Consider the following 22,809-nt stretch of genomic DNA (forward strand, 5'->3'; position numbering starts at 1 on the left):
TCGTCATCACTCCACCGGTTCCAGGTTTGCCAGGATGTAGCCCGCGGAGACCGAGCCCCATGACGGCGGGAACGCGTAGAGGTCCTCGTCGGTGGGCCAGCCGGTGAACTCGGTGTCGTTGTAGAACGTCTGCGTCGCGTTGATGACGAGCGGGATGTACGGCAGGTCACGGGTGATCTCGTGCTGGATCTCCGCGTACGCGTCCGTCTTGATCTGCTCGTCGGACGCAGCCGCGGCCTCGGCGACCGCCGCGTCGACCAGGGGGTTCGAGTAGCGCGTGAAGTTCCACTCGCCGGGCTCGAGCTCCGTGCCGACCGGCTGGGTGTACTCGCCCGAGAACCAGTCGCGGTAGATCTGGAACGGGTCGGCGACGCTCGTGCCGATGATGCCGCCCATGATCAGCTGGAAGTCGCCGGACACACGCGAGTCGGAGAACTCCTGCCACGTGGCCGTGGTCGCCGTGACCTTGATACCGGCGGCCGACACCTGCTCCGCGATGAGCTTCGCGGCGTCGTTGTAGTCCGTCCAGCCCTCCACCGACGTGAGGCTCAGCTCGACCTTGACCCCGTCCTTCTCGTAGACGCCGTCGGCGTCCTTGGTGTAGCCGGCCTCCTCGAGGATCGCGGCGGCGGCCTCCGGGTCGCCGGTCTGCGGGCTCTCCTTCTCGACGTCGGGTGCGATCCACTGGTCGTCCCGGCCGAGCAGCGCGAAGGTGGGCGAGATCGTGGCGGCAAGCCCGACGAACGCCTTCTCGTTGATGGTGCCGCGGTCGATGGCGACGTTGAGGGCCTGGCGCACGGCCACGTCGGTCTGCGGACCCTCGCAGCCCAGGTCCGCGTTGGCGCAGGTGTACAGCACCGTCGGGTCCTGCGGGGTGTTCACGTAGCCCGCGGGCCCGCCGGCGGCGGCGACGCCCTCGGGGTCGGGCACGAACATGCCCGCCCAGTCGAGGTCACCCGACTTGAGCAGGTCCTCGGCGGAGGCGTTGGCATCGATACCGAGGTATCGCACCTCCTTGACCGCCGGCTTGCCCTCCTGCCAGTAGCTCTCGTTGGCGACGAGCGTGTAGGAGGCCTCCGAGACGCTCTTGACCGTGTAGGGGCCGGTGCCGACCGGGGCCTCGTTGGCCCAGGTGGTCGCCTCCTCGACGGACTTGTCTGCCCAGATGTGCTCGGGGAGCATCCACGCACCACCGAGGATCGCGGACTCGTTGGTGAACTGGGGCGAGTCGTAGGTGACCACGACGGTGGTCTCGTCGGTCGCCTCGGCGGACACGAGCTGCGGGGACTTCCCTACCTCGTTCGTCAGCGAGTAGACGACGTCGTCGACGGTGAAGTCTTCGCCGTCGCTCCACTTGACGCCCGCGCGGATCGTGATGGTGAGGACTGTGCCGTCCTCGTTCCAGGCGAACGACTCACCGAGCATCGGCTCGGGGTCGCCGCTGCCGGCCTTGTTGAAGAAGAAGAGCGTCTCGTAGACCGGGCCGAGCGCGCCGTGCAGCACGGTCGGCGCGTAGGGGTTGAAGTTCGCGGCGATGGGGGTCGCGCTGCCGGCCCACACGTTGAGCGTGCGGTCGACGGTTCCCCCTTCGGACTCGGCGGCGCCGGAACAGCCGGCCGCCAGAAGTGTCACAGCGGTGAGCGCGGCGGCAAGGGCCATCCCCCTGCGGGCACGTCGTCGGATCATGTCGTTCCTCTCGCGTCGGCGGCGCGACGGTGTCGCGCGGTTCCGCCGGGTTCGTACGGAAGGAGACCTAACTAAAGATCGGCCGCGAGCGGGAGGGGGCATATCGATAAAAAACGTTATAGTTACCAAGTTGAGATGATAGTGAGGTTGATCACGAGACGCCGGACCGCTCGCCGGGCCTTCTTCGCGGCCCCCGGGAGACGGCGTCTCGCCTCGCGAAGGCGTCTCGGACACCTTGCGGAGGCGTCCCGGACACCTCGCGGTGGCGTCCCGGACACGGCGCACGCGCGCCTCGGCGCGGCGAAATCCGTAAGTTCATTTCCGGGCGGATTCTCGCGAGGTCACCAGATCGCGCCGACGAACCGCGTGTCACCGCGGCCGTCGACCACCGGCTCAGGCTTCTGCAGGGGCCTCACCGGATGCGAGCCCCGCAAGCAGCTCCGCCGCGGGGCGAGGGCGCACCAGCCACATCAGGTGGCTGGACGCGAGGGAGTGCACGTCGTACGGGTTGTCGGGCGTGAGTGCGTCGCCCTCCCGGATCATCCGGTCCTGCATGGCCGGCGGGATGCTCGTGTCCTCGGTGAGCCGCACGTACGTCTTGGGGATCGTGCCCCAGGTCTCGGCACGGGCGCGGTCGGCGGGCGTGCCGACGTCCAGGTTCTCGTCCGGCTGGAACGTGTTGAGGAAGGTGAAGAACTCGTCGTCGGTGCCGTCGGCGAGGAACGCCTCCTTGAAGCTTGCGAGCACGCCAGGGTCGGCCGTGCGGAAGTTGCACCGCAGCAGGCCGAGCGCGGCGGGATCCGCCGCGAGCGCACCCGCGAGCGCCCCGGCGTCGACGGAGGCCATCTCGGGCTCGGCGTAGTAGTCGCCGACGTCGAGGTCCACCGGGGCCCACGCGGAGACGTACACGATCCGGTCGATCAGGTCGGGGCGGGCGTTGCCGACGGCGGTCAGCGTGGCCCCGCCCCGGCTGTGGCCGACCAGGATCACGGGTCCGTGCTCCTTGGCGCGCTCGAGGACCTCGATGACGCGGGCAGCGTTGTCGACCAGCGTCACGCCCTTGATGCGGCCGGGCGTCGTCGCGAGGCCCGCCGGGTCCTGCGGGGCCTGGTACGCGGCGGGGTAGGTCGCCTCGAAACCGTGGCCGGGCAGGTCGACCGCCGCCGAGCGGTGGCCCAGGAGGGCTAGCTCGGCCTGGAGCGGCGCGAACGAGAAGGAGTTGGCGAAGGCGCCGTGGACCAGCACGAACGTGGGGGGCACGGCGCAAGATTTTAGCCCAGGAGGTCCCGTATCCCATCACCGTCCGCGAGTCCGACGATGTTGCCGGCCGGGTCGGTGAACCAGGCGCCGTCACCGCCCTCCATGAACCCGCGCACGATGCCCTTCTCGTCCTGCTCGAACCCCTCGTACCGCTCGAACGTCACACCTTTGGCGGTGAGCTCGTCGACCACCTGGTCGACGTCTTCGACCTCCAGGTGCATGATCGTGAACGTCGCCGGCTGGTGGTTCTCCTTCGGGTAGACGAAGACCGAGGTGCCGCCGTCCAGGTTGAGTGCCAGGCCTGCTCCTTCGGGGAGGGCCGTCACCCGCAATCCGAGCGTGTCCTCGTAGAACGCGCGTGTCGCGTCGAGGTCGTTCGTCGAGAAGGTCGGAACCACACGTCGCACAGTGACCATCGCTGTCTCACTCCTTTGTGATGCGCCGGCGACCGCACCACAGGACGTGCCACGGGGAGCCGGACACTTCCAGAATCCCACCGTCGGGCACACGCGCAACGCGACGGCTGTGCGCGGGGAGCGTCCGGAGCGACCTCAGGTGGCGATCCGCATCACCGCGCGGCGCTCCGTCGGACGACTGACCTCGGTGAATCCCGCGGACTCGAACATGCCCACGGTCCCGACGTAGAGATCGCCGGTTGCCACACGCCCGTCGGCGCGCGGCAGCAGCGGGTAGCCCTCGACCGCCTTCGCCCCGCGGTCGCGGGCGAAGCCGACAGCGGCCTGCGCGAGCGCGGTGCCGACGCCCAGGCGCCGGTAACCCTTCCGCGTGACGAAGCAGGTCACGGACCACACCGAGCCGTCGTCGCGGTCCTCGTCCCGGCCGGCCCAGACGAGCCGGGAGGTGCGCAGGCGGGGGTACGCGGTGCGTGGTTCAACCGCGCACCACCCGGCGGGCTCGCCGTCCACCAGAGCGACCAGCCCGCTGGTCGAGGGCGCCGCCGGGTCCCCGCACCCGGTCTGCTCGGCGAACCGCTCCTGCCGCTCGGGAACGTCCATGGCGTCGAACTCTGCGTTGCGGAACTTGAACCACTGGCACTGGCACCAGTGCGGGGTGCCGCGCTCCCCGAACACCGCCTGCAGGTCCTCCCACGACACCTCGTTGGCGGGGACGACGACTATCGCGCGCGTTTCGGGGGCAGCCATGCGACTACTGGCCCACCCGGCCGTCGATCCGCTCACGGAGGATGTCGGCGTGCCCGCAGTGGCGCGCGTACTCGACGATCTGCGACACCAGGCCGTCCCGGAGCTGCAGCTCCGCGCCGTCCGGCCCGAGGTCGGACACGCCGGCGTTCCACGCTCCGAGGTCGGACACACCGTCCAGGTACCGGTCGGTGGCCTCCATCTCGGCGTGCCACTGTCGCCAGGCGTCGTCGACGACCGCCGGATCGGCGACAGCGCCGTTCCAGTCACCGTCGCGGTCCTCGTCGGTCCGGTACAGGTCCGGCGCGTCCTCGCCGGCCATCACCCGGCGCAGGTGCCGCTCGCCGTCAGCGAGGTGCCGCACCAGCCCGAGCAGGGACATCGTGGACGGCGGTGCCGACCGGCGGGCGAGCTGCTCGGCGTCGAGCCCCGCGCACTTCATCTCCAGGGTGAGCCGGTAGTAGCGGAGGTAGTCGAGCAGCATGCTGCGCTCGTCGCTGTGCGTGGCGTCGGCCTCGCGGGGGTCGTCGTCGGGGTCGGTCCACATGTCGGGGAAGACGGTCGCCTGGGTCCAGCGCGTCGCGTGGGACTCTTCGGCCTGCTCTCGTGGCTCCATACGAACATCGTGGACCCGTGCCGGAGCCGCCCGCCACGGTAAATCGGCCTGCGCCGACGGTCACCCCTGGTAGCGGAACGCGTCCCACGCGCCGAGGAGGTACTGGATGCCGAGCGCCCGGTCGTACAGGCCGTATCCCGGCCGGGGCTTGTTCGTGGTGTTCTCGTCCCACAGGTGCCGGCCGTGGTCCGGCCGGACGTAACCCTGGTAGTCGGCCTCGGCGTAGGCCCGCATGATCCCCGTCGTATCGACGCTGCCCTCGGACGCGCGGTGCGCGACCTCCGTGAAGTCACCGTTGTCGAAGTGCTTGATGTTGCGCACGTGCGTGAAGTGGATGCGGTCCATGAACGTGCGCACCGCGTCGACGGCGTCCTGCTCGGGATTGGCGGAGAAACTGCCCAGGCACAGCGTCAGGCCGTGGTGCGGGCTCGGGTGCAGGTCGAGCACCCGAGCCAGACCCTTCTTGGTCGAGACGACACGCGGCCAGCCGAAGACGTCGAACGGCGGGTCGTCCGGGTGCACACCCAGCTTGACGTCGTACTCCTCGCAGGTGGGGATGACCGCCTCGAGGAAGTACCGGTAGTTCGCGTACATGTCGTCATGGGTCACGCCCTGGTACGCCGCGTTGAGCTCGCTGAAGCTCGCCAGCCGCTCCGGCTCCCAGCCCGGGAGCGTGAGCCCGTGGGTGTTCGCCTCCATGTCGGCGATGAGGGACTCGGGCGACATCTGGTCGACGACGGCCTTCTCGTAGTACAGCGCGGTCGAGCCGTCGGGCAGCGGGTGCCACAGGTCGGTGCGCAGCCAGTCGAAGACGGGCATGAAGTTGTAGCAGACGACCTTCACGCCCGCCCGGCCGAGACGACGGATCGTCGTGATGTAGTTCTCGATCGCCTCGTCCCGGCTCAGCCCCAGGACGGTCCGACCCAGCTTGATCGACTCGTGGACGTTCACGGACTCGACCACCTCGGCGTCGAACGTCCGCGTCACGCCCTTGGCGCGCGCCTCGTCCGACAGGCCGGTGATGCGCGCGACCTCGGCGTCGATCTCCGCCTGCTCCCACACCTCACCGGCCTGCTTGTGGTGCAGGCTCCACACGATGGTCTCCACGCCAGGGATCTGGCGCACGTGATCCAGGGTCACGGTGTCGTTGCCCTCGCCGTACCAGCGGAAGCCCATCTTCACGGCGTCTCTCCTCGTCGTCGTCCTTGTATAGCGTTCTTGTATACATCATGCCCGCCCTGGCGGGTGCACGATGTTCAGAACGCGGTAAGACGCAGCCGCATCCGGACGGGCGCGGCGTGGAGCTGCGCGTTCGGCAGGACGCCGGGCCCGCAGGCGGCACTGCCGACGCCGTGCTGGGCGGCGTCGATGTGCAGCCACAGCCGGCCGTCCGGCACGAGCTCGTGCGGATGCGCCGCGCGGTCCAGCGCCTCGTCGGACCACGGACGGAGCGAGAGCTCGAACCCGACCTGCGAGCGGGCACCGACCGACACCTCACCGGCGTCGATCCGCAGGCCCGAGCCGTCCGCGAAGGAGAGGACCGCGCTCGTGACACCGCGCCGCGCACCGTTCTCCTGCGGGTGGGTGTACCGGGTCTGCCAGTCGGCGACGGTGTGCTGCCACGCACCTCCGAGAGCCGCCTTCCTGGAGTCCGCGTACGACTCGTCCGGGCCGAGGCCGGCCCACCGCACGCCCGTCTCCGCGGCCCGCGGCTCGTCGAGAGCGAGCAGCACCCCGAGCCGGGCGACGCTCTCCGGCCACCGGCCCTCCGGCTGGATGTCGAGGAGCAGGTCCACGGCGTCGGGCGCGTCGGTGACCGGCTGCCAGCGGTAGCGCGTGGCGAAGCCGGTGCGCGTCGTCGGCCCCGCGATGCGCGCGTCGATCTCCAGTGCCCCGTCCCCGCTGACGCCGACGCCGGCCTTGCGCTCGGCGAGCAGGTGCAGGCCCACGTCGCGCCACGTCTTCTCGTCGGACGGCTCGCGCCAGAAGCCTCCCGTGTGGTCGTTGTCGATCGGTGCCCGCCAGGCGTCGACCCGGAACGTGTGCACGGCGCGGCCCGCGAGCGAGCGGAGGTCGCCCCGGCTGTCGAAGAGCGCCGGGCCGGCCCGGTACCCGCCGTCAGCCTCCACGGTCACCTGGCCGGCCGGAGCCGAGAGCGGCGCCGGCTCCACCAGGAGGAGCTGGCCGGCGCCGAGCACGAAGCCGGGCTCGAGCCACGCGTCCTCCAGCGCGTCCGCCTTCTCCTGGACCGCCTGCACGGTCCACCAGACCGGCGCCTCGCCCGGCTCCGGCAGCGGCAGGTCGGCAGGCGGCCGCACCACCGCCTCGGTTCCCGCGTCGAGCACCAGGTCGAGCGTGCCCGAGGAGAGCTCCTCCTCGCCGCGGTGCAGCGTCCAGCGGAGCTCGACGTGGCTCGTGTCGCGGAACGCATAGCGGTTGCGGACGAGCAGCGAGCCGTCGGGCCGGACGTCGATGCGGATCGGCGCGAAGACCGCCGCCGCCTCGAGGAGCCCGGGCGAGGGCGTGCGGTCCGGCAGGAGCAGGCCGTCGGCGATGAAGGTGCCGTCATGGATGCGCTCGCCGAAGTCGCCGCCGTACGCCGAGAACAGCACCCCGTCGGCGTCGGCGCGGGTCAGGCCGTGGTCGATCCATTCCCAGATGAAGCCGCCGAGCAGGCGGGGGTACCGGTCGAAGAGCGCGTCGTAGTCGGCCAGGCCGCCTGGGCCGTTGCCCATCGCGTGCGCGTACTCGCACAGGACGAACGGCATGGCCCGACGGCGGGCGTCGGCGTCGGCGCGCTCGAGCGGCTCCTCGATGCCCTGGCCGATCAGCGCCACCTCCTCGGTAGCGGCGTACATGCGCGAGTACACGTCGAGGTGGTCGCTCGACCGGTCGCCCTCGTAGTGGATGGGCCGGCTCGGGTCGAGCTCCCGGACGGCGTCGGCCATGGCGGCGAGGTTGCGGCCGACCCCCGCCTCGTTGCCGAGCGACCACATGATGATGCTCGGGTGATGGGCGTCGCGGCGCACCATCCTGGTGGCGCGGTCGACCAGCACCTCGGTCCAGTCGGGGTCGTCGACCGGGTTGCCGAGCCAGCCCTCGTTGTCCTCGAAGCCGTGCGTCTCCAGGTCGTTCTCGTCGATGACGTAGAGCCCGTAGCGGTCGCACAGGTCCAGGAAGTGGGGGTGCGGCGGGTAGTGGCTCGTCCGGACGGCGTTGATGTGGTGCCGCTTCATGAGCAGCACGTCCTCGAGCATCCGCTCGGGGGTCACGGCGCGTCCGCGCAGCGGGTCGAACTCGTGCCGGTTGACGCCACGCAGCTTGATCGGCCGCCCGTTGACGAGGAACACGCCGGCCTCGATCGAGACCGTGCGGAAGCCGACGGCGAGGGTCACCGTCTCGGTGTCGGTCGAGACGACGACGTCGTAGAGCCGCGGCCGTTCGGCGCTCCACGGCTCGACCGGCACGCGCAGCTCCTCGCCGACCGACGCCTCGACGCCGAGCTCGGGCACCGACACCCGTGCGACCACCACACCCGGTCCGGCCACGACGGTCGCGGCGTTCACCCGCAGCGTTCCGACGCCGGTCGCATGGTCGTAGTCCGCGCGCACGCGCACGTCGTCGAGGGCACCGTCGGGACGGTGCTCCAGCGTGACGCTGCGGAAGATGCCAGAGAGCCACCACTGGTCCTGGTCCTCGATGTACGACATGGCCGACCACTTGGTGACGCGGACGGCCAGCAGGTGCTCGCCGCCCCTCCGGAGCCGGTCGGTGAGGTCGATCTCGGTGGGCAGGCGGGAGCCGTGCGAGGTAGCGAGCAGCTCGCCGTCGAGCGCCACCTGGAACCAGGAGTCCACGCCCTCGAAGCGCAGCAGGGTGCGGCCGCCGTCGGGCCAGTCCGCGGGCAGCCGAAGCGTCGTGCGGTACTCACCCGTCGGGTTCTCGTCGGGCACGTGCGGCGGCTCGATCGGGAACGGGTAGACCACGTTGTTGTACTCCGGCACCCCGTAGGGCCAGGAGTGCGGGGCCCCTGCGAGCTGCCAGTGCCCGGGCACCGCCAGGCGGTCCCAGTCGTCGCCCGGCTCCGCGCGGTCCACACCGGTGTCGGCGTGGGGGAACAGCCGGAATCGCCAGTCGCCGTCGAGCGACACGGTGGCAGCGCTGGAGGCGCCGGTCGGTGGCCGGAACCGCGACGCGACGACGCCGTCCGGCGTGACGACGGACTCGTGGGTGATGCTCATGACTCCTCCAGGCGGCGTCGGGTGGGGAAGTGCAAACGCGCAAGCGTCGATCGCGACGTTACAACCCAGCACGGCACAGAATGGGCGAGTGTCCATCGTTGTGCATCGCGTCCGCTCAGTGCTCGCCCCGTTGACGCGCACACGGGCTTTCCGCGCCGCCGGGCCCGTGCTGCTGCCGCCCGCCGAACGGGCGCTCGCGTGGCTCTCGCGTGGCCGGTTCCAGCTCAGCGCGGTGCTTGTGCCGTCCCTCGTCCTGCACTCGACGGGCGCGCGGTCGGGGGAACCGCGTGACACGTACCTGATGTACACGCCCGACGGGCAGGGCCGGGCGATCGTGGCGGGCACGTCGTTCGGTCGGCAGCGGCACCCGGCGTGGACCTACAACCTGCTGGCGCACCCGGACGCGAGCATCAGTGTGCGTGGCCGGCGGATGCCGGTCCGGGCGACGCCCATCAAGGCCGACGACGAGCGCGAGGCCGCCTGGGCCCGGATCGAGGCCCAGTGGCCGGGCTACCGCTCCTACGAGCGGGAGTCCGGCCGGGTGGTGCGCCTGTTCCTCCTGCAGCCGCTCGCCGACGACGCCGGGCCGGACCCGCGCGCCGCGCGAAAGCAGTGAGACGGCGAGCGTAGCCTCGAGCTCATGGCATACGACCTGGCCCTCGCGGACGAGATCCGGAGCGTCCTGGACGGCGAGCCCGAGCTGACCGAACGGCGCATGTTCGGCGGGCTGGCGTTCCTGGTCAACGGCCACCTCGCGGTGGGAGTGCGGGGCTCGGGGATCATCGTGCGAGTCGGGGCCGACGCCGCCGAAGAGCTGGTGCGCACCACGGCCGCCACCCGCGCGATGATGGGCGCGCGAGTCATGACGGGCTGGCTGGATGTCGGAGCCGACAGCCTCGGCACCGAGGCGGAGCTCTCGGCGTGGGTGCGGCGCGGAGTCGGCTACGCCCGCTCGCTGCCGCCCAAGTAGCTCAGCGGGCTAGCCCGACTGCTGCGCCAGCGTCTCCCCCAGCACGCGCGCGCCCTCCGGGAACGCCCCCGGGTTCGGCCCCGAGTAGTTGAGCCGCAGGTAGGCACCGGTCGGCTCCGCCGGGAACCACTCGTCGCCGGCGGCCACGATGACGCCGGCCGCCTCGCAGTCGCGGACCAGGCGCGCGACGTCGATGGTGTCGGGGAGCCGCACCCAGAGGTTCAGGCCGCCCTGCGGCACCGCCTCGACCCGGGCGGCCGGGACGTGCTCCCGGAGCGCGCCGAGCAGCAGGTCGCGCCGCGCCGCGAGCTGCTGGCGCAGGCCGCGCAGGTGGGTACGCCAGGCCGGCTGGGTCACGACGTCGAGCGCCACCGCCTGCAGCATGCCGCTCACGTACATGGACTCGGCCTGGGCGTCAGCGAGGATCCGTTCACGGGCCGGGCCTCGGGCGACGAGCCCTGCGACGCGCACCGCGGGTGAGACGCTCTTGGCCAGCGAGCGCAGGTAGATCACGTGCCCGCCGTCGTCCCGGGCGGCGAGCGGGACCACGTCCTGGGTGATCCCGAAGTCGTGCGCCCAGTCGTCCTCGATCACGAACGCGCCGTGCTCACGCACCAGCCGGAGCACCTCGTCCGACAGCTCGGGCGACCATCGGGCGCCGGTCGGGTTGGCGAAGTGGGGCTGCGCGTAGAGTGCGCGCGCCCCGGTCTGCGCGAAGGCGCGAGCGAGCTCGTCCGGGTCGGGTCCGCGGGGGCCGCTGGGCACCGGCACGAGCCGGACCCCTACCTGCTCCGCCGCGAGGATCGCACCCCAGTAGGTCGGCGATTCGACCAGTAGCGGTCGGCCTGCGCCGACAAGGGCACGGAAGATCGTGCTGAGGCTGGTCTGGCTGCCGGGAAAGACGACGACGTCGCTCGGCGTCGGCGGCGCGATACCTACGGGCGAAGCGGCGCCCAGCTCGGCCGCGAACCACGCCTGCAGCTCCGGGACCCCCGCGGCAGGCGACCTGGTGACGGCGGCGTCGCTGCGTGCGGCCCTGAGGAAGGCGGAACGGACCAGACGCTCCGGCAGCAGCTCACGGTCCGGGTAGCCCGAGTGCAGCGCTATCACGTCGTTCGGATAGGTGTGCAGGGCCGAGGCGAGCTGCTGGGCCGGCTTCGGCCGAGGACCGAGGGCCGCCGTCTGCCAGCCGTAGTCGTGCGGGCGCGGCACGCGCACCGCCCGGACGAACGTCCCGACGCCCGGCCGAGTCTCCACCACTCCCTGCGACGTCAGGGTGCGCAGCGCCTTCTGTACTGTGACCGGGCTCGCCCCGTACTGCGCCACGAGCGCCCGGCTGGACGGGAGGCGGGCCCCCGGCGCAGCCGTCGCCATCCACTCGTGAAGGCCGGCGACGATGCGAGCACTGCTATCGTCATACATGACAGGCAATAGTAGCGCTACTCTCCTTGCGGCCCCGCCGCTATCCGCCTCGCGCGCCGGCCTCTGGTGGGGCCTCCTCGGGGTCGCGGCCTTCTCTCTCACCGTCCCCTTCACCCGCATGGTGGTCGACGGCGGCGGGATGTCACCGCTGTTCGTGTCCTGCGGCCGGGCCGTCGTCGCGGCGGTGCTCGCGGCCGTCGCCCTGGCGGCCACCCGCCAGCGACTGCCCCGCGGCGCCCAGTGGGCGCGGCTCGCGATCGTCGCGGGCGGCGTGGTCGTCGGTTTCCCGGTGCTCACCTCGTTCGCGCTCACGACGGCGTCGGCGAGCCACAGCGTCGTCGTCATCGCGGTGCTGCCCGCGGTCACGGCGGTGCTGGCCGTGCTGCGCGGGCGGGAGCGTCCGCGCGCGTCGTTCTGGGTGACGGCGTCGCTGGGCGCGGTCGCGGCGGTCGGTTTCGCCGCCGTACGGGGCGGCGGGCTCGGCGGGCTGCACGGTGCGGACCTGCTGCTCATCGGGGCGGTCGTCGCGTGCGGTATCGGTTATGCGGAGGGCGGGCTGCTCGCCCGCGAGCTCGGCGCATGGCAGACCATCTCCTGGGCGCTCGTGCTCGCCGCCGTCCCGATGGCGTTGCTTACCGGGGTCGCGCTGCTGCAGGACCCGCCCACGGGCACGCCGCTCGACTGGGCGCTGTTCGGCTACCTCGGGGTGGTGAGCATGTTCCTCGGCTTCTTTGCCTGGTACCGCGGGCTCGCGATCGGCCCGATGGCGCAGGTCAGCCAGGTCCAGCTGGTCCAGCCGGTGCTCAGCATCTGCTGGGCGGCGCTGCTCCTGCACGAGCAGCTCACGTGGCCCACGGTGCTCGGCGCGGCGGCGGTCATCGCCTGTGCCGGCACGGCTGTCCGGACCCGGCTGCGGTAGCCGAGCGGCACGGAGCATCGTCCGGCGTCGGGCAGACTGAGGGGACTGCCCGCCTCGCCTCCGGAAGGTTCTGCATGCCCGCGATGTCCCGTCTCGGCCGCCTGTTCGCCATCGTCGCCTGGATCGAGGCGTTCACCTGGGCCGGACTGCTGGTCGGCATGTTCCTCAAGTACGTCGCGGAGACCACCGAGGCCGGGGTGTGGCTGTTCGGCCGCCTCCACGGGGGCGCGTTCGTGCTGTTTGTCGGGGTCACGCTGTTCGTGGCGATCAAGCTGCGCTGGGGCTGGTTCCGCACGCTGGTGGCCCTCGCCGCGTCGGTCCCGCCGCTGACCACGTTGCTCGCCGAGCGGTGGCTCAAGCGGACCGGCTACCTCGCCGAACCGGCCGACCGCGAGGCGGCGGCACGGACGACGGCGGACCTGCAGCCGACACGCTAGGAGCCGGTCAGCGCCGGTACACGGCCTCGGCGACGGAGCGTGGTCCGTGTCAGCGGACGCCCTCTCGCCATCCTGGAGCCACCATGCACACCATCGTCATGACCGGAGCGACCCGCGGCATCGGCCGCTTCGCCGCGGCACGCATCCTGCGGGAAGACCCCGAGGCCCACCTCGTCGTGATCAGCCGCGGCACGCCCGACGACGACCGCACCCGCGTCTCGCACGTCGCCGCCGACCTCGGCTCCCTCGCGGAAGTGCGAGCCGCCGCATCGGACGTCGCGCGGCGGCTGGACGACGGGGAGCTGCCGCCGCTGCGCGGCTTCGTCGGCAACGCGGGGATCCAGTACACGAACGCCCGCACGAAGGGCGCCGACGGGTACGAGGCGACGTTCACAGTGAACGTGCTGGCCAACCACGTGCTGCTGCGGACGCTGATGGACCGTTTCGTCGCGCCGGCACGCCTGGTCATCACGACGAGCGACACCCACTTCGGGGACTTCGCGCACACCCTGGGCCTCGTGCCCGCACCCCGGTGGCAGGCGCCCGAGGCGCTCGCCCGGACGGGCGCGTTCCCGGCGTCGGACCGGCCGTCGGGCGGGCGGCGCGCCTACTCCACGAGCAAGCTCGGCACGATCTACCTCGCGCACGAGTACGCACGCCGGCTGCCGGCAGGCGTAGACGTCCTCACGTTCAACCCCGGCCTCGTGCCCGCGACGGGTCTCGCCCGCGACGCCGACGCGGTCAGCCGCTTCGTCATGCGCCGGGTCCTGCCCGTGCTGAACCTGACCCCGCTGACGAACAGCGCGTCCGTCGCCGGACGACAGCTCGCCGACGTCGCCCTCGGCAGGGTGGCGGCGCCGACCGGCTCGTACGTGAACCGCACGCGGGTGGGGCCGTCGTCGGACAAGTCGTACGACGCGGGGCGGGAGCGCGAGCTGTGGGATGCGGCGGACCGGCTCGCCGGATTTTCCGTACGGGCTTGAACCTCACGCCACGTGAGGGCTGACGCTGGCGTCATGACCGATACATACCCTGCCTTCGACATGGGTCCCGTCCCCCTTCCCGGACCGCGTCACTCATCTGCGGCGGTGGGCCAACGGCCCACGGCATCGACCCCGCGACCGCGACCTGGGTCTGAGACGGGGCAGCGCCCACCGGCCGCTGTCGAGGGCAGCCACCACGCGGGGGCGGGTAGCGGCCAGTGGAGAAAGCACGTGTACCGGGCCGGGTCCGTGTCGTAGCATCGACCGGTCGGCTGTGCGGCAATCGTGCCCGGCCGACCTACGGATCACACGAGGAGCGAGAGATGCGGGCACTCACCGCGGGATGCGGGGCGGCCGTCGAGGCCTGCTCGGGCACACCCGGGACCCGCGTCACGACTCTCTGATCTGGCAAGGCAGCATGCCGCACCCACCGCTTCGGCGGGTGCGTGCCATGCGGCCCGACGTCGGAGGGCGGGCGCGGCGTCGCCCCCTGCCCTTCCGCTTGCCGGCCCGGTGACCGCTTCAGGTGACCGAGGCGCCGTCGCGCACGCTCTCGCGACGGTGGACGCCGGCCGGCGGCATCCGAACGACCGGAAGCCGAGACCCTCATGAATCCCTTGACCGAGAAGCAGATCCGCGCGTCCTTCCTGAACGCGAGCAAGCGGGAAGCCGCACAGGCGACCCTGCCCGACCTCGACACCCTCGACTGGGAGCACCTCGACTACATCGGGTGGCACGACCGCAAGGCGCCGTTGTCCGCGTACGTGGTGCTCGAGCTCGACGGCGAACCGACCGGCGTGCTGCTGCGCGCCGCCGACGCCAAGGCGGGCCGCGCGCGCACCAAGGGCGTTTGCGCCTGGTGCGAGGACGTCGTCGTCACCGACGACGTCTCCCTCTACGTCGCCCGCCGCGGCGGCGCCTCGGGGCGCAACGGGAACACGATCGGCACGCTGATCTGCACCGAGTTCGGCTGCTCCCGGAACGTGCGGCGCAAGCCGACGTTCACGGAGGCGGGCAACGACCCGGCCGTGCGTGAGCTGATCGTCGACCGGCGCATCGCTGGACTGCGCGAGCGGGCGGCGAGGTTCGTCGCGGAGGTCGGCAGCACGCGCTGAGCCACAGGTCAGACGCTCAGGTCGCCTTCGGTGGCCTGAGCGTCCGACCCGCTCGCGCCGCCGACAGAGTGCCGACTAGCCTGGTCGGGTGCCCCTCTCCCGCCACGAGCCGCGCCCCGACTCAGCCGACCCGGCGGCCCTGTTCACCTCCTACCTGGACTACTACCGGTGGGCGGTGGACCGGAAGCTGCGCAGCCTGTCCGACGCCGACCTGCGCGCCTCCCGGCTCCCGTCCGGCTGGTCGCCGCTCGAGCTGCTGATCCACCTGGTCCACATGGAGCAGCGCTGGTTCCGGTGGGGGTTCCTGGCGGAGCAGGTGGATCGGCCGTGGGGCGACAACGTGGGTCAGGACCCCCACGGACCGTGGACCGTGCCCGACGACGTCGACCTGGCCGAGCTGCTCGAGGCGCTGCACACGGGCGGTACCGCAACCAGCGCGGTGCTCGCGGTGCACGACCTGGAGGAACGGGCCGCGCTCGGCGGCCGATTCACCAAGGACCCGCCCACGCTCGCGTGGATCTGCTTCCACGTGCTGCAGGAGTACGCCCGCCACGCGGGCCACCTGGACATCGCCGTCGAGCTCGCCGACGGCGAGACCGGCGAATGAGGATGCGCACAGGCCTGTGGACGACGGCGGCCGGGGTTGCCGTCGTGGCGGTGCTCGGCGTGCTGGTCGCGGCCGGCGTCGTATGGCCCAACCGGATCCTTGCGGCCGGCTACGACGTGCGGGGCGTGGACGTCTCGCACTACCAGGGCGAGATCGACTGGGACGTGCTCGCGGAGCAGGACCTCGAGTTCGCGTGGATCAAGGCCACGGAAGGTGCGTCGCACACCGACCCCCGGTTCGCCGCGAACTGGGCGGCCGCGATGAAGACCGATCTGCTCGTGGGGGCGTACCACTTCATGAGCTTCGAGAGCTCAGGGGCGGAGCAGGCCGCGCACCTGGCGGCCGAGGTGCCGGCGACGCCCGGCACGCTCCCGCCCGTCATCGACCTCGAGTTCTACGGTGCGTTCTACGACGACCGTCCGACGCCGGGCGAGGTGCACGCGATCCTCGATCCCCTCGTCGCGGGCGTCGAGGAGCACTACGGCGTGCCGCCGATCGTGTACGCCACGGACGAGGCGTACGACCTGTACCTCGCGGACCGCTACCCAAACCTGCCGATCTGGATCCGGTCGGTCGTGTGGGCGCCCCGGCTGTCGGACGGCCGCGACTGGACGATCTGGCAGTACTCGAACCGCGACCGGCTCCCCGGGTACGACGGAGTGGAGCCGTACATAGACGTCAACGTGTTCGCGGGCACGCGGACGGAGCTCGAGGCTCTGACCCTCGACTGAGCTCGAGGCGTGCTCTTGAAGCGATGCCGCGGGCGCCCTCAGGGCAGCGTGAGGGTGCCGACCAGGCCGCCGTCGCGATCCGCTACCTCGAAGCCGATGCGCTCGAGGGACCTCCGCGCTACCGCCGAACCCACCAGCGTGCGCGCGACCAGGCGTTTCGCGTCCATGGTCTGGGCCGCTGCGACCGCCCAGTAGGCCACCTCGCTGGAGATGCCCTGCCCGCGGTACGACTCGCCGAGCCAGAGGCCGACCTCGCGCACCTCCGGATCGCCGTCGACCAGCGCGAGGCGGGCCGCGCCCACGATCCTGCCCCTGGCCTTGACGGCCCAGGTCACCTCGGGCACGAAGGCGTGGGGGTTGACCCGGCACCGCCGGTGGTACTCGCGAAAGGCGCCCTTGCGGAGCTCGGTCCACGTCGTGCGTGGCTCGCCGGGCGACTCACCGGAGGCCGGCGGCATCACTTCACCGGGCTGGGCCTCGGCCACGGCCAGAGTGAGGAGGTCTTCAAGTACGTCCTCGTTTACGGGAACCAGATCGACCATCATCTGAGACGTCACCTCGCGGATGTTATCCGCATTTCTTGAGAACTAAGATGATGAAACTTTCAATCTTGTGATGTGCGGATCAAGCGTCTCTCGCGTAGTCGACCCGGCCCAGCCCGAGCCACGACGCGAGCCGCTCGAGCTCGGCGTGGACGGCGTCCATGATGGCCCCGTCGAACGGCAGGTCCTCGTGCACCGCGAAGACGTTCAGCACGTTCTCCTTGCGGTCCGCCTTGGCGTCCAGCTTTCCGACGAACCGCTCCCCGTGCAGGATCGGCAGCGCGAAGTAACCCCAACGCCGTTTGCCCTTCGGCTTGTACATCTCGAGCGTGTACTCGTAGTCGAAAAGGTCGAGGAGCCGCGGCCGGTCGGCAGCCATCGCGTCGAACGGGGACAGCAGCGCGGTGCGGGGTTCGAACTCGTCGTCCGCCCGCTCCAGCAGCTCCGGGTCGACCCGCCACTCGCCGTCGACTCCCTCGACCTGGACCACCTCACCAGGCAGGTCCACCCACCAGACGCCGTCTCCCGAGCGGCCCTGCACCCGCTTGCGCGCGATGCCCTCCGCGGCCAGCCTCCGGTCCACCCGCTCCCGGAGCGCCTCGTCCAGCGGCACCGCCTCGACCTGCGGGTACACGCGCTCCGCGAGGTCCCACAGCCGCTGCCTGCCCTTGCGGCCCACCATCGCCAGCTTGCCCTGCATGTTCAGCGCCTCGAGCATCTCGGCCACGCTGCGCCTGCTGCTCCATCCGTCGGCACCCCAGGTGAACGGCACCCGGGCCGTGTCCGGCACGTCCTTGGCGAGCACCGGCCCCTCGGCCTCGACCAGCGCCAGCACGTCCCGCTCGAAGCCGGCGTTGTCGTCGAGCCACTGCCGCATGGTCTCGTTCTGCGGCCAGCCCGCCATCTGCTCCAGGTACAGCGGCAGATCGGCCATCGACCGCACTGTGCCCCGGAGCTGGAACAGCATGCGGTCCGCGATCGCGTCGTCGACGGCACCGAGCCAGTACTCGTTCCCGAGCCGCGACCAGGCAACGAGGTCCACGGACGGAGCCACCGCCGACGTCGGATCCACCGCGAGGAACGTCAGATCCTCCACGAGGTGCACCAGGTCGACCGGCCGGTGGGCGTCGAGCAGCTGGGCACGGAGCGCGATGCGGCGTGCCTGCTGGACGGTGAGCCGATGGGTGCCCATGAGCGCGAGACTACGGAACGACACCGACACGCTCATCCGGTCACGCGTGGGCGCCCCGGTCACCATCGTGCTCTCGACGGGTTCCTGACCTGGCAACTCGCCACCGCCCCGGGTTGCGCCGCCTGCTCTCGAGCCCGGCGTAACCTGGGGCGGTGGCACACGCCTACCGCACCAGCGCCCGCGTCGAGGCACCCGCCGACGTCGTCTGGCAGGTCCTGGCCGACGTCGAACGCATGCCCGCCTGGACCAGCTCCATGAGCCGCGTGACGATCCTCGGCCCCGAGCCGGCGATCGCCGTCGGGTCCAGGGTCGAGATCGAGCAGCCGGGCCTCCCGAAGGCGATCTGGGAGGTGGACGGCCTCACCGAGGGCCGCGGCTTCTCCTGGTCGAGCAGCAGCCCTGGCGTCCGGACGAGTGCGGCGCACCAGATCGCCCCGCTGCCCGACGACGCGTGCGAGGTCACGCTCGCCGTCGCCCAGAGCGGGATGCTCGCCGGGCTGACCAACCTGGTTCTGGGGTCCAAGGCACGGGATTTCGTGGACACGGAGCTCGCCGGAATAAAGGCGGAATCGGAGCTTCGCGCCAGGGACAAGGGCTGACACGCCGCTTGAGACCGGCGTGTCGCAACATTTCTTTCTTTGATACACAGCGTCAGCCAATCGCGTCTTATCGGCGTCAAGAATGGCCCTTAGCCTGCGAAAAGGCATCTGGTCGAAAAGTTACGCATTGTTAGGCGCGCCCGGTAATTCACGACAACCGTTATCTGATCGAGACAAGGGCGTTACGCGTATGTACCGTCGGCTTCGTTGTGCCACCAGTGGCGCAACCGCGGGCCCCCATTCCCCAGTTCGGTAAGGGGCCCACGCACCCGGCGACTTGGAGAACTTCGGTGAGTACCACCGTCCGACGCGCTCGACACCGCGCCGATCATGCTCCTAGCACTCATTTCCTGGCCGTGACCCGCACAGCAGCCCGCTCGGGCGCACTGATCGCGGCCTCATCCGGACTACTCGCAACGGTGCTCGCACCCAGCGCACACGCGGTCGCAGGAGACGGTTCGAACCGACTCGCGAGCGTCGACACGGCAGCACTGACGCAGGACGCGCGCACTGAGCTCCGGGCAGCGCCTGCAGTGCAGGTCGCGAACGACGCGAAGCTGAGCCTCGAGAGCAAGCCGGTCAAGGTCACCCCCGCTCCTGAGCCCGAGCCGGAGCCAGTCGCGGAGGCCGCCACCTACGCGGTGGCCGAGACCACGGAGGCCGTGGAGCAAGCCGAGCCGGCCACTCCGGACTACGTGTCCGACGGTTCCATCGGTGCCCAGGCCATCTCGATCGCCATGCAGTACATCGGCATCGCCTACGCGTACGGCGGCGAGTCGCCGGCCACGGGGTTCGACTGCTCGGGCCTGATCAAGTACGTGTACGCGCAGCTGGGAATCGACCTGCCACACTCGTCGTCGTCCCTGGTGAGCGCGGGCTACCAGGTCGAGTCGCCCATCCCCGGCGACATCGTGTGGACCCAGGGCCACGTCTCCCTGTACGCGGGCGACGGCATGGTGGTCGAGGCAGCCAACTACGGCAGCCCCGTGCGCTACGTCTCGCAGTGGCAGGACTACGCGGTCTACATCCGTCCCTACTGATGCCGAAGCGCCTGTCCGGTCTCGACCGGCTCGACCAACGATGGTCGAGCCCGTCGAGACCCGGACAGGCGCTCTACTTCGGCAGAGCCACGAGTCAGTACGCGACGGCAGCCGCGGCGTCGACGATGCCGAACCCGTACAGCGGGGTCCACAGGCCGTCGAGGCCCAGAAGCGGGTCATGGGAGGTGTAGAGGATGGCGTCCTCGACCTCGTCCATGCTCCGGCCCTGGCTGTAGAGCAGTGCCGCGACCCCGGCCACGTGCGGCGTCGCCATGGACGTGCCCGCGTAGGAGTCGTAGTTGCCGCCTCCGCAGGTGGCCGACCCGGTGCCCACGGGGACCGTGGACCAGACGTCACCGTCGCAGCCGGTCAGGCCGCCCGAACCGCCGGGCGCCGAGACGCTCTTCAGGTCGAGCTTGACCGGCAGCTCCGAGTAGTACGAGTGGATACCGGCGGAGTCGGTGGCCCCGACGCAGATCGCGACGCTGTTGAACGCCGGGTCGCTGCAGAGCGGGGTCGACGAGTTGCCGGCCGCGGCCACGGTGACCACGCCCTGCGTGCGGGCGTACGCGATGGCGTCGCGCATGAGGGTGTCGACACCGACGATCGTCAGCAGCTGAGCGCCCGGGCCGGAGCCCAGAGACAGGTTGATGACGTCGGCGCCGTTGTCGGCCGCCCAGCGGATGCCGTCCGCGATGTCCTCCGACGAACCCGACCCGGCTTCGAGGACCTTCACCGGGAGGACCTTGGCGCCAGGCGCCACACCCGCGATGCCGATGCCGTTGTCCGCCGCGGCGGCGACGATGCCTGCCACGTGCGTACCGTGCTCGTCGCCGTTGTTCTTGCCGTCGGGTCCCCTGAAGTCCCCTTCGCCACACGGACGCACGTCCGCGCAGCCGGTGAAGGTGGCGCCCGGCAGGAGCTGCCCCGCCAGGTCGGGCTGGTCGAAGTCGACGCCCGTGTCGACCACTGCCACCACCGCGCCCTTGCCGGTGCTGGCCCCCCAGGCCGCCTCGGCGTTGATCTGGTCCAGGCCCCACTGCTTGCCCCGCAAGGGATCGCTCGTCGCGGCCTGAGCACCCGGCGCCACGGCGACGACCGCCGCCATGACGAGCACCGCGGAGGTGGCGGCACCCACGAGTGACTTCCTATTCATATGAGCCCCCATTGTTCGCACAGAGGCCCGATTGCCCCCGAACTGGGGCAAACCTATGCGGACTGGACAGGCCCCGAACAGGTCTGGCGTGGGGTCGAGGGTGAAATTTACACAATCGCAATCAGTAGTGGCACAGCCTGTCGGATCAGGCCCAGGCCTCGGAGAGCTCCCCCTCGTCCGCCGCCTCCCGGGAGAGCCGGAGCGCCGCGATCGCCGCTCCGAGCAGCAGTGCGACCACCCAGGCGCCGAGCAGGTGCCCGTCGCTCACGACCGCCGCAGCAGCGATCTCGTCCCAGACGATGCCAGCAGCCCGCAGGGGGTCATCGGTGAGCGCCGAGCCCGGCCACACGTTCTCCTGCACGGCCAGCAGGGCCGGTCCGGTCGCCTGCAGCACCCATATGACGCCGGCGGCGGGGAGCCAGCCCAGGAGCTCGATGGGCTTGCTGTCCACGGCGAGACCGAACGCGACGCCGAGTGCGACCGCGAAGACCCACCACGTGCCGGCGGGAGACACCGGGTTCCCCGGCACCAGGCCCCAGAACCAACCGTCGAGGAGCACTACCGGCAGGGCGAGGGCCAGGCCACGCAGGGCGGCCGGCCCGAGAGCCGCAAGGAGCCCGATGCCGAGGCCGACGATCCCTGAGGCCCCGGCGACGACGAGCATCCCGAGCGGCATGGCGTCGTCGGGAACCGCCTCGCGCGATGCGAGCCACCAGGAGGCACCGCCCGTGGCGGCCATCGCAAGCAGGGTCCCAGTGATCGCGGCACCCGCGCCCGCGCCGCCTGAGGCGGGCATGCGGGAGGTGACGCCGGCGAGGAGGCCACCGATGAGGGCCATGACCACCACGCCGACCGCGCCGTCGTCGGCCATGACGGGGAGCGGCAGAAACCCGTCGGCCGCCCCGGTCGGCGCCTCTGCCAGGCCGGTGACCTGGTAGAACATTTGCAGGAGCCAGGGCAGGAAGCCGCAGGCCCACCAGACGATCGCGCTGATGGGAAGTACCCACCAGGCGGAGATGCGGTACTCCGATTCAGCCATGCCGCCGAACGGTATCGGAAGTGTGATGTCGGCCATAACCCCTGACGTCCGGAACGGGGTAAATCTGCGCCTTCGTTGGGTCAGACCGTAATGTGTAACCCGATCGTGACTTTTTCGGCGAAGGTGTGTACTTTGACTTTTGCTCCACTGCAACGGTGGAGTCGTGAGCCGGACGCCGAATCCTGTCACCGGTTCATGACCAGACGTTCGAGACAGGAGCGGGGGACCCACTTCCCGGGCGACAGCAGGATCGTCGTCCTAGGGGTGAAGCCGAGCGGTACCCCCCAAGTAGCCGTGCGGCCGGGTGTTTACTCCCACCCGAACCCGACAGCTGACCTCGCAGGCGGTACAGGAGACATTAGGTGACGAACTCCATTCGCGGCCGGCATCGTGACAGCCGGCCGGCCATGACACCGCTGACCATCCTCGCCCGTACCGCCACCGAGAACGCCGGCACCGTCGCCCGTCGCGGCGCCATCGCCGCAGCAGCAGGTGGCGTTCTGATCTCGACCATCGCGACGACAGCCCACGCGGCCCCGGCGATGGATCTGAAGACCGAAGTCAAGACGGCGAAGATCAACTCGACGGACCTCAACTCCCTCACCGCGGTGGCCAGGCAGGCCGTCGCGGGAGCCCCCACCGTGACCGTCCCGGCTGACGCAAAGATGCCGATCGAGATGGAAGCACTCGGTACCTCGGGTGCCGACGGCGAGAAGGGCGAAGCCCCCGCCGTCGTCTCGGTCGACGCGCCGGACCCGGTCCCCGTTGGCACGCAGGCCGTCAACATCGCCTTCAACTACCTCGGTATCACGTACGTGCTGGGCGGCAGCACGCCGGCCACCGGTTTCGACTGCTCGGGCCTCATCGCGTACGTCTACGCGCAGCTCGGCATCAACCTCCCGCACCAGTCCACGGCCCAGCTCAACTCGGGCTACCAGGTCACGTACCCCGAGCCCGGCGACATCGTCTGGACGCCCGGCCACGTGGCCCTGTACGCGGGCGACGGCATGGTCATCGAGGCGTGGGCCGCCGGCATGCCGGTGCGCTACACCGAGATGTGGCAGAACAACCCGACGTTCATCCGCGTCACCTGA

At 70.9% G+C, this 22,809-nt stretch carries 23 protein-coding genes and 1 riboswitch; of the genes, 11 read left to right on the plus strand and 12 right to left on the minus strand.

The features are described 5' to 3' along the window. Positions 1-6: 6 nt before the first annotated feature. From IE250_RS08530 to IE250_RS08560, 7 genes are all read right to left on the minus strand, one after another. Complete coding sequence (locus IE250_RS08530; protein ID WP_189668830.1) at positions 7-1,686, minus strand: ABC transporter substrate-binding protein; 1,680 nt, start codon at positions 1,684-1,686, stop codon at positions 7-9. Between the two features lie 393 nt (positions 1,687-2,079). Continuing rightward, complete coding sequence (locus IE250_RS08535) at positions 2,080-2,946, minus strand: alpha/beta fold hydrolase (protein ID WP_189668831.1); 867 nt, start codon at positions 2,944-2,946, stop codon at positions 2,080-2,082. Positions 2,947-2,957: 11 nt separating this feature from the next. Further along, positions 2,958-3,362 (minus strand): VOC family protein, encoded by a 405-nt coding sequence (locus IE250_RS08540; RefSeq protein WP_189668832.1) that lies wholly within the window; start codon positions 3,360-3,362, stop codon positions 2,958-2,960. 135 nt (positions 3,363-3,497) lie between these two features. Continuing rightward, positions 3,498-4,109, minus strand: coding sequence for a GNAT family N-acetyltransferase (locus IE250_RS08545; protein ID WP_189668833.1), 612 nt, complete (start codon positions 4,107-4,109; stop codon positions 3,498-3,500). A 4-nt stretch (positions 4,110-4,113) separates the two neighbouring features. After that, complete coding sequence (locus IE250_RS08550) at positions 4,114-4,722, minus strand: DinB family protein (RefSeq protein ID WP_189668834.1); 609 nt, start codon at positions 4,720-4,722, stop codon at positions 4,114-4,116. A 60-nt stretch (positions 4,723-4,782) separates the two neighbouring features. Next, positions 4,783-5,898, minus strand: coding sequence for a mannonate dehydratase (locus tag IE250_RS08555; protein WP_229872317.1), 1,116 nt, complete (start codon positions 5,896-5,898; stop codon positions 4,783-4,785). Between the two features lie 80 nt (positions 5,899-5,978). Then, positions 5,979-8,963, minus strand: coding sequence for a glycoside hydrolase family 2 TIM barrel-domain containing protein (locus IE250_RS08560; protein ID WP_189668836.1), 2,985 nt, complete (start codon positions 8,961-8,963; stop codon positions 5,979-5,981). Positions 8,964-9,051: 88 nt separating this feature from the next. On the opposite strand from IE250_RS08560, the gene IE250_RS08565 reads away from it, so the two are divergent. Continuing rightward, entirely contained in the window at positions 9,052-9,579 is a 528-nt protein-coding gene (locus tag IE250_RS08565) for a nitroreductase family deazaflavin-dependent oxidoreductase (protein ID WP_229872274.1), read from the plus strand. Positions 9,580-9,603: 24 nt separating this feature from the next. Beyond that, the gene (locus tag IE250_RS08570) at positions 9,604-9,933 is read left to right on the plus strand and encodes a TfoX/Sxy family protein (RefSeq protein ID WP_189668838.1); all 330 of its coding nucleotides are present in this window, start codon (positions 9,604-9,606) and stop codon (positions 9,931-9,933) included. Positions 9,934-9,942: 9 nt separating this feature from the next. On the opposite strand, the gene IE250_RS08575 is transcribed toward IE250_RS08570, so the two are convergent. Next, positions 9,943-11,355 (minus strand): aminotransferase-like domain-containing protein, encoded by a 1,413-nt coding sequence (locus IE250_RS08575; protein WP_189668839.1) that lies wholly within the window; start codon positions 11,353-11,355, stop codon positions 9,943-9,945. Between IE250_RS08575 and IE250_RS08580 the strand changes: the two genes are divergently transcribed. From IE250_RS08580 to IE250_RS08605, 6 genes are all read left to right on the plus strand, one after another. Continuing rightward, complete coding sequence (locus tag IE250_RS08580) at positions 11,354-12,274, plus strand: DMT family transporter (RefSeq protein ID WP_189668840.1); 921 nt, start codon at positions 11,354-11,356, stop codon at positions 12,272-12,274. The two genes, IE250_RS08575 and IE250_RS08580, sit on opposite strands and share 2 nt — an antisense overlap. Before the next feature lie 74 nt (positions 12,275-12,348). Beyond that, complete coding sequence (locus IE250_RS08585; protein WP_189668841.1) at positions 12,349-12,711, plus strand: DUF3817 domain-containing protein; 363 nt, start codon at positions 12,349-12,351, stop codon at positions 12,709-12,711. 83 nt (positions 12,712-12,794) lie between these two features. Then, positions 12,795-13,694, plus strand: a complete 900-nt coding sequence (locus tag IE250_RS08590) for an SDR family NAD(P)-dependent oxidoreductase (RefSeq protein ID WP_189668842.1) — start codon at positions 12,795-12,797, stop codon at positions 13,692-13,694. A 608-nt stretch (positions 13,695-14,302) separates the two neighbouring features. Beyond that, entirely contained in the window at positions 14,303-14,809 is a 507-nt protein-coding gene (locus IE250_RS08595; RefSeq protein ID WP_189668843.1) for an FBP domain-containing protein, read from the plus strand. A gap of 88 nt (positions 14,810-14,897) precedes the next feature. Then, entirely contained in the window at positions 14,898-15,416 is a 519-nt protein-coding gene (locus IE250_RS08600; protein WP_189668844.1) for a mycothiol transferase, read from the plus strand. Continuing rightward, a complete protein-coding gene (locus IE250_RS08605) occupies positions 15,413-16,147 on the plus strand; it encodes a GH25 family lysozyme (RefSeq protein WP_229872275.1) in 735 nt (244 codons plus the stop codon). The genes IE250_RS08600 and IE250_RS08605 overlap by 4 nt, the downstream gene beginning before the upstream one ends. A 38-nt stretch (positions 16,148-16,185) precedes the next feature. Here the strand turns inward: IE250_RS08605 and IE250_RS08610 are convergent, their stop codons facing one another. After that, the gene (locus IE250_RS08610) at positions 16,186-16,704 is read right to left on the minus strand and encodes a GNAT family N-acetyltransferase (protein ID WP_189668845.1); all 519 of its coding nucleotides are present in this window, start codon (positions 16,702-16,704) and stop codon (positions 16,186-16,188) included. 67 nt (positions 16,705-16,771) lie between these two features. Next, positions 16,772-17,881: a winged helix DNA-binding domain-containing protein gene (locus tag IE250_RS08615; RefSeq protein ID WP_189668846.1), complete on the minus strand. Its 1,110-nt coding sequence runs from the start codon at positions 17,879-17,881 to the stop codon at positions 16,772-16,774. A 152-nt stretch (positions 17,882-18,033) separates the two neighbouring features. On the opposite strand from IE250_RS08615, the gene IE250_RS08620 reads away from it, so the two are divergent. Together IE250_RS08620 and IE250_RS08625 are read left to right on the plus strand one after the other, a co-directional pair. Beyond that, complete coding sequence (locus IE250_RS08620; protein WP_189668847.1) at positions 18,034-18,480, plus strand: SRPBCC family protein; 447 nt, start codon at positions 18,034-18,036, stop codon at positions 18,478-18,480. Between the two features lie 356 nt (positions 18,481-18,836). Continuing rightward, positions 18,837-19,520 (plus strand): C40 family peptidase, encoded by a 684-nt coding sequence (locus IE250_RS08625; protein ID WP_189668848.1) that lies wholly within the window; start codon positions 18,837-18,839, stop codon positions 19,518-19,520. A gap of 94 nt (positions 19,521-19,614) precedes the next feature. Here the strand turns inward: IE250_RS08625 and IE250_RS08630 are convergent, their stop codons facing one another. Both IE250_RS08630 and IE250_RS08635 read right to left on the minus strand, forming a co-directional pair. Continuing rightward, a complete protein-coding gene (locus tag IE250_RS08630) occupies positions 19,615-20,658 on the minus strand; it encodes a S8 family serine peptidase (protein WP_229872276.1) in 1,044 nt (347 codons plus the stop codon). Between the two features lie 163 nt (positions 20,659-20,821). Next, complete coding sequence (locus IE250_RS08635) at positions 20,822-21,715, minus strand: hypothetical protein (protein ID WP_189668850.1); 894 nt, start codon at positions 21,713-21,715, stop codon at positions 20,822-20,824. 163 nt (positions 21,716-21,878) lie between these two features. After that, a riboswitch (cyclic di-AMP (ydaO/yuaA leader) is annotated at positions 21,879-22,076 on the plus strand. A 1-nt stretch (position 22,077) separates the two neighbouring features. On the opposite strand from IE250_RS08635, the gene IE250_RS24940 reads away from it, so the two are divergent. Next, the gene (locus tag IE250_RS24940) at positions 22,078-22,809 is read left to right on the plus strand and encodes a C40 family peptidase (RefSeq protein ID WP_308434119.1); all 732 of its coding nucleotides are present in this window, start codon (positions 22,078-22,080) and stop codon (positions 22,807-22,809) included.

This window comes from Promicromonospora soli (assembly GCF_014653785.1).
Lineage (GTDB): Bacteria > Actinomycetota > Actinomycetes > Actinomycetales > Cellulomonadaceae > Promicromonospora > Promicromonospora soli.

Excerpts from the sequence above, each read along its gene's own strand:
- IE250_RS08585 (WP_189668841.1), top strand. The coding sequence starts at position 12,349 with ATGCCCGCGATGTCCCGTCTCGGCCGCCTGTTCGCCATCGTCGCCTGG.
- IE250_RS08615 (WP_189668846.1), bottom strand. The coding sequence starts at position 17,881 with ATGGGCACCCATCGGCTCACCGTCCAGCAGGCACGCCGCATCGCGCTC.
- IE250_RS08560 (WP_189668836.1), bottom strand. The coding sequence starts at position 8,963 with ATGAGCATCACCCACGAGTCCGTCGTCACGCCGGACGGCGTCGTCGCG.
- IE250_RS08550 (WP_189668834.1), bottom strand. The coding sequence starts at position 4,722 with ATGGAGCCACGAGAGCAGGCCGAAGAGTCCCACGCGACGCGCTGGACC.
- IE250_RS08605 (WP_229872275.1), top strand. The coding sequence starts at position 15,413 with ATGAGGATGCGCACAGGCCTGTGGACGACGGCGGCCGGGGTTGCCGTC.
- IE250_RS08580 (WP_189668840.1), top strand. The coding sequence starts at position 11,354 with ATGACAGGCAATAGTAGCGCTACTCTCCTTGCGGCCCCGCCGCTATCC.
- IE250_RS08555 (WP_229872317.1), bottom strand. The coding sequence starts at position 5,898 with ATGGGCTTCCGCTGGTACGGCGAGGGCAACGACACCGTGACCCTGGAT.
- IE250_RS08635 (WP_189668850.1), bottom strand. The coding sequence starts at position 21,715 with ATGGCTGAATCGGAGTACCGCATCTCCGCCTGGTGGGTACTTCCCATC.
- IE250_RS08540 (WP_189668832.1), bottom strand. The coding sequence starts at position 3,362 with ATGGTCACTGTGCGACGTGTGGTTCCGACCTTCTCGACGAACGACCTC.
- IE250_RS08590 (WP_189668842.1), top strand. The coding sequence starts at position 12,795 with ATGCACACCATCGTCATGACCGGAGCGACCCGCGGCATCGGCCGCTTC.
- IE250_RS08595 (WP_189668843.1), top strand. The coding sequence starts at position 14,303 with ATGAATCCCTTGACCGAGAAGCAGATCCGCGCGTCCTTCCTGAACGCG.
- IE250_RS08575 (WP_189668839.1), bottom strand. The coding sequence starts at position 11,355 with ATGTATGACGATAGCAGTGCTCGCATCGTCGCCGGCCTTCACGAGTGG.
- IE250_RS08530 (WP_189668830.1), bottom strand. The coding sequence starts at position 1,686 with ATGATCCGACGACGTGCCCGCAGGGGGATGGCCCTTGCCGCCGCGCTC.
- IE250_RS08570 (WP_189668838.1), top strand. The coding sequence starts at position 9,604 with ATGGCATACGACCTGGCCCTCGCGGACGAGATCCGGAGCGTCCTGGAC.
- IE250_RS08545 (WP_189668833.1), bottom strand. The coding sequence starts at position 4,109 with ATGGCTGCCCCCGAAACGCGCGCGATAGTCGTCGTCCCCGCCAACGAG.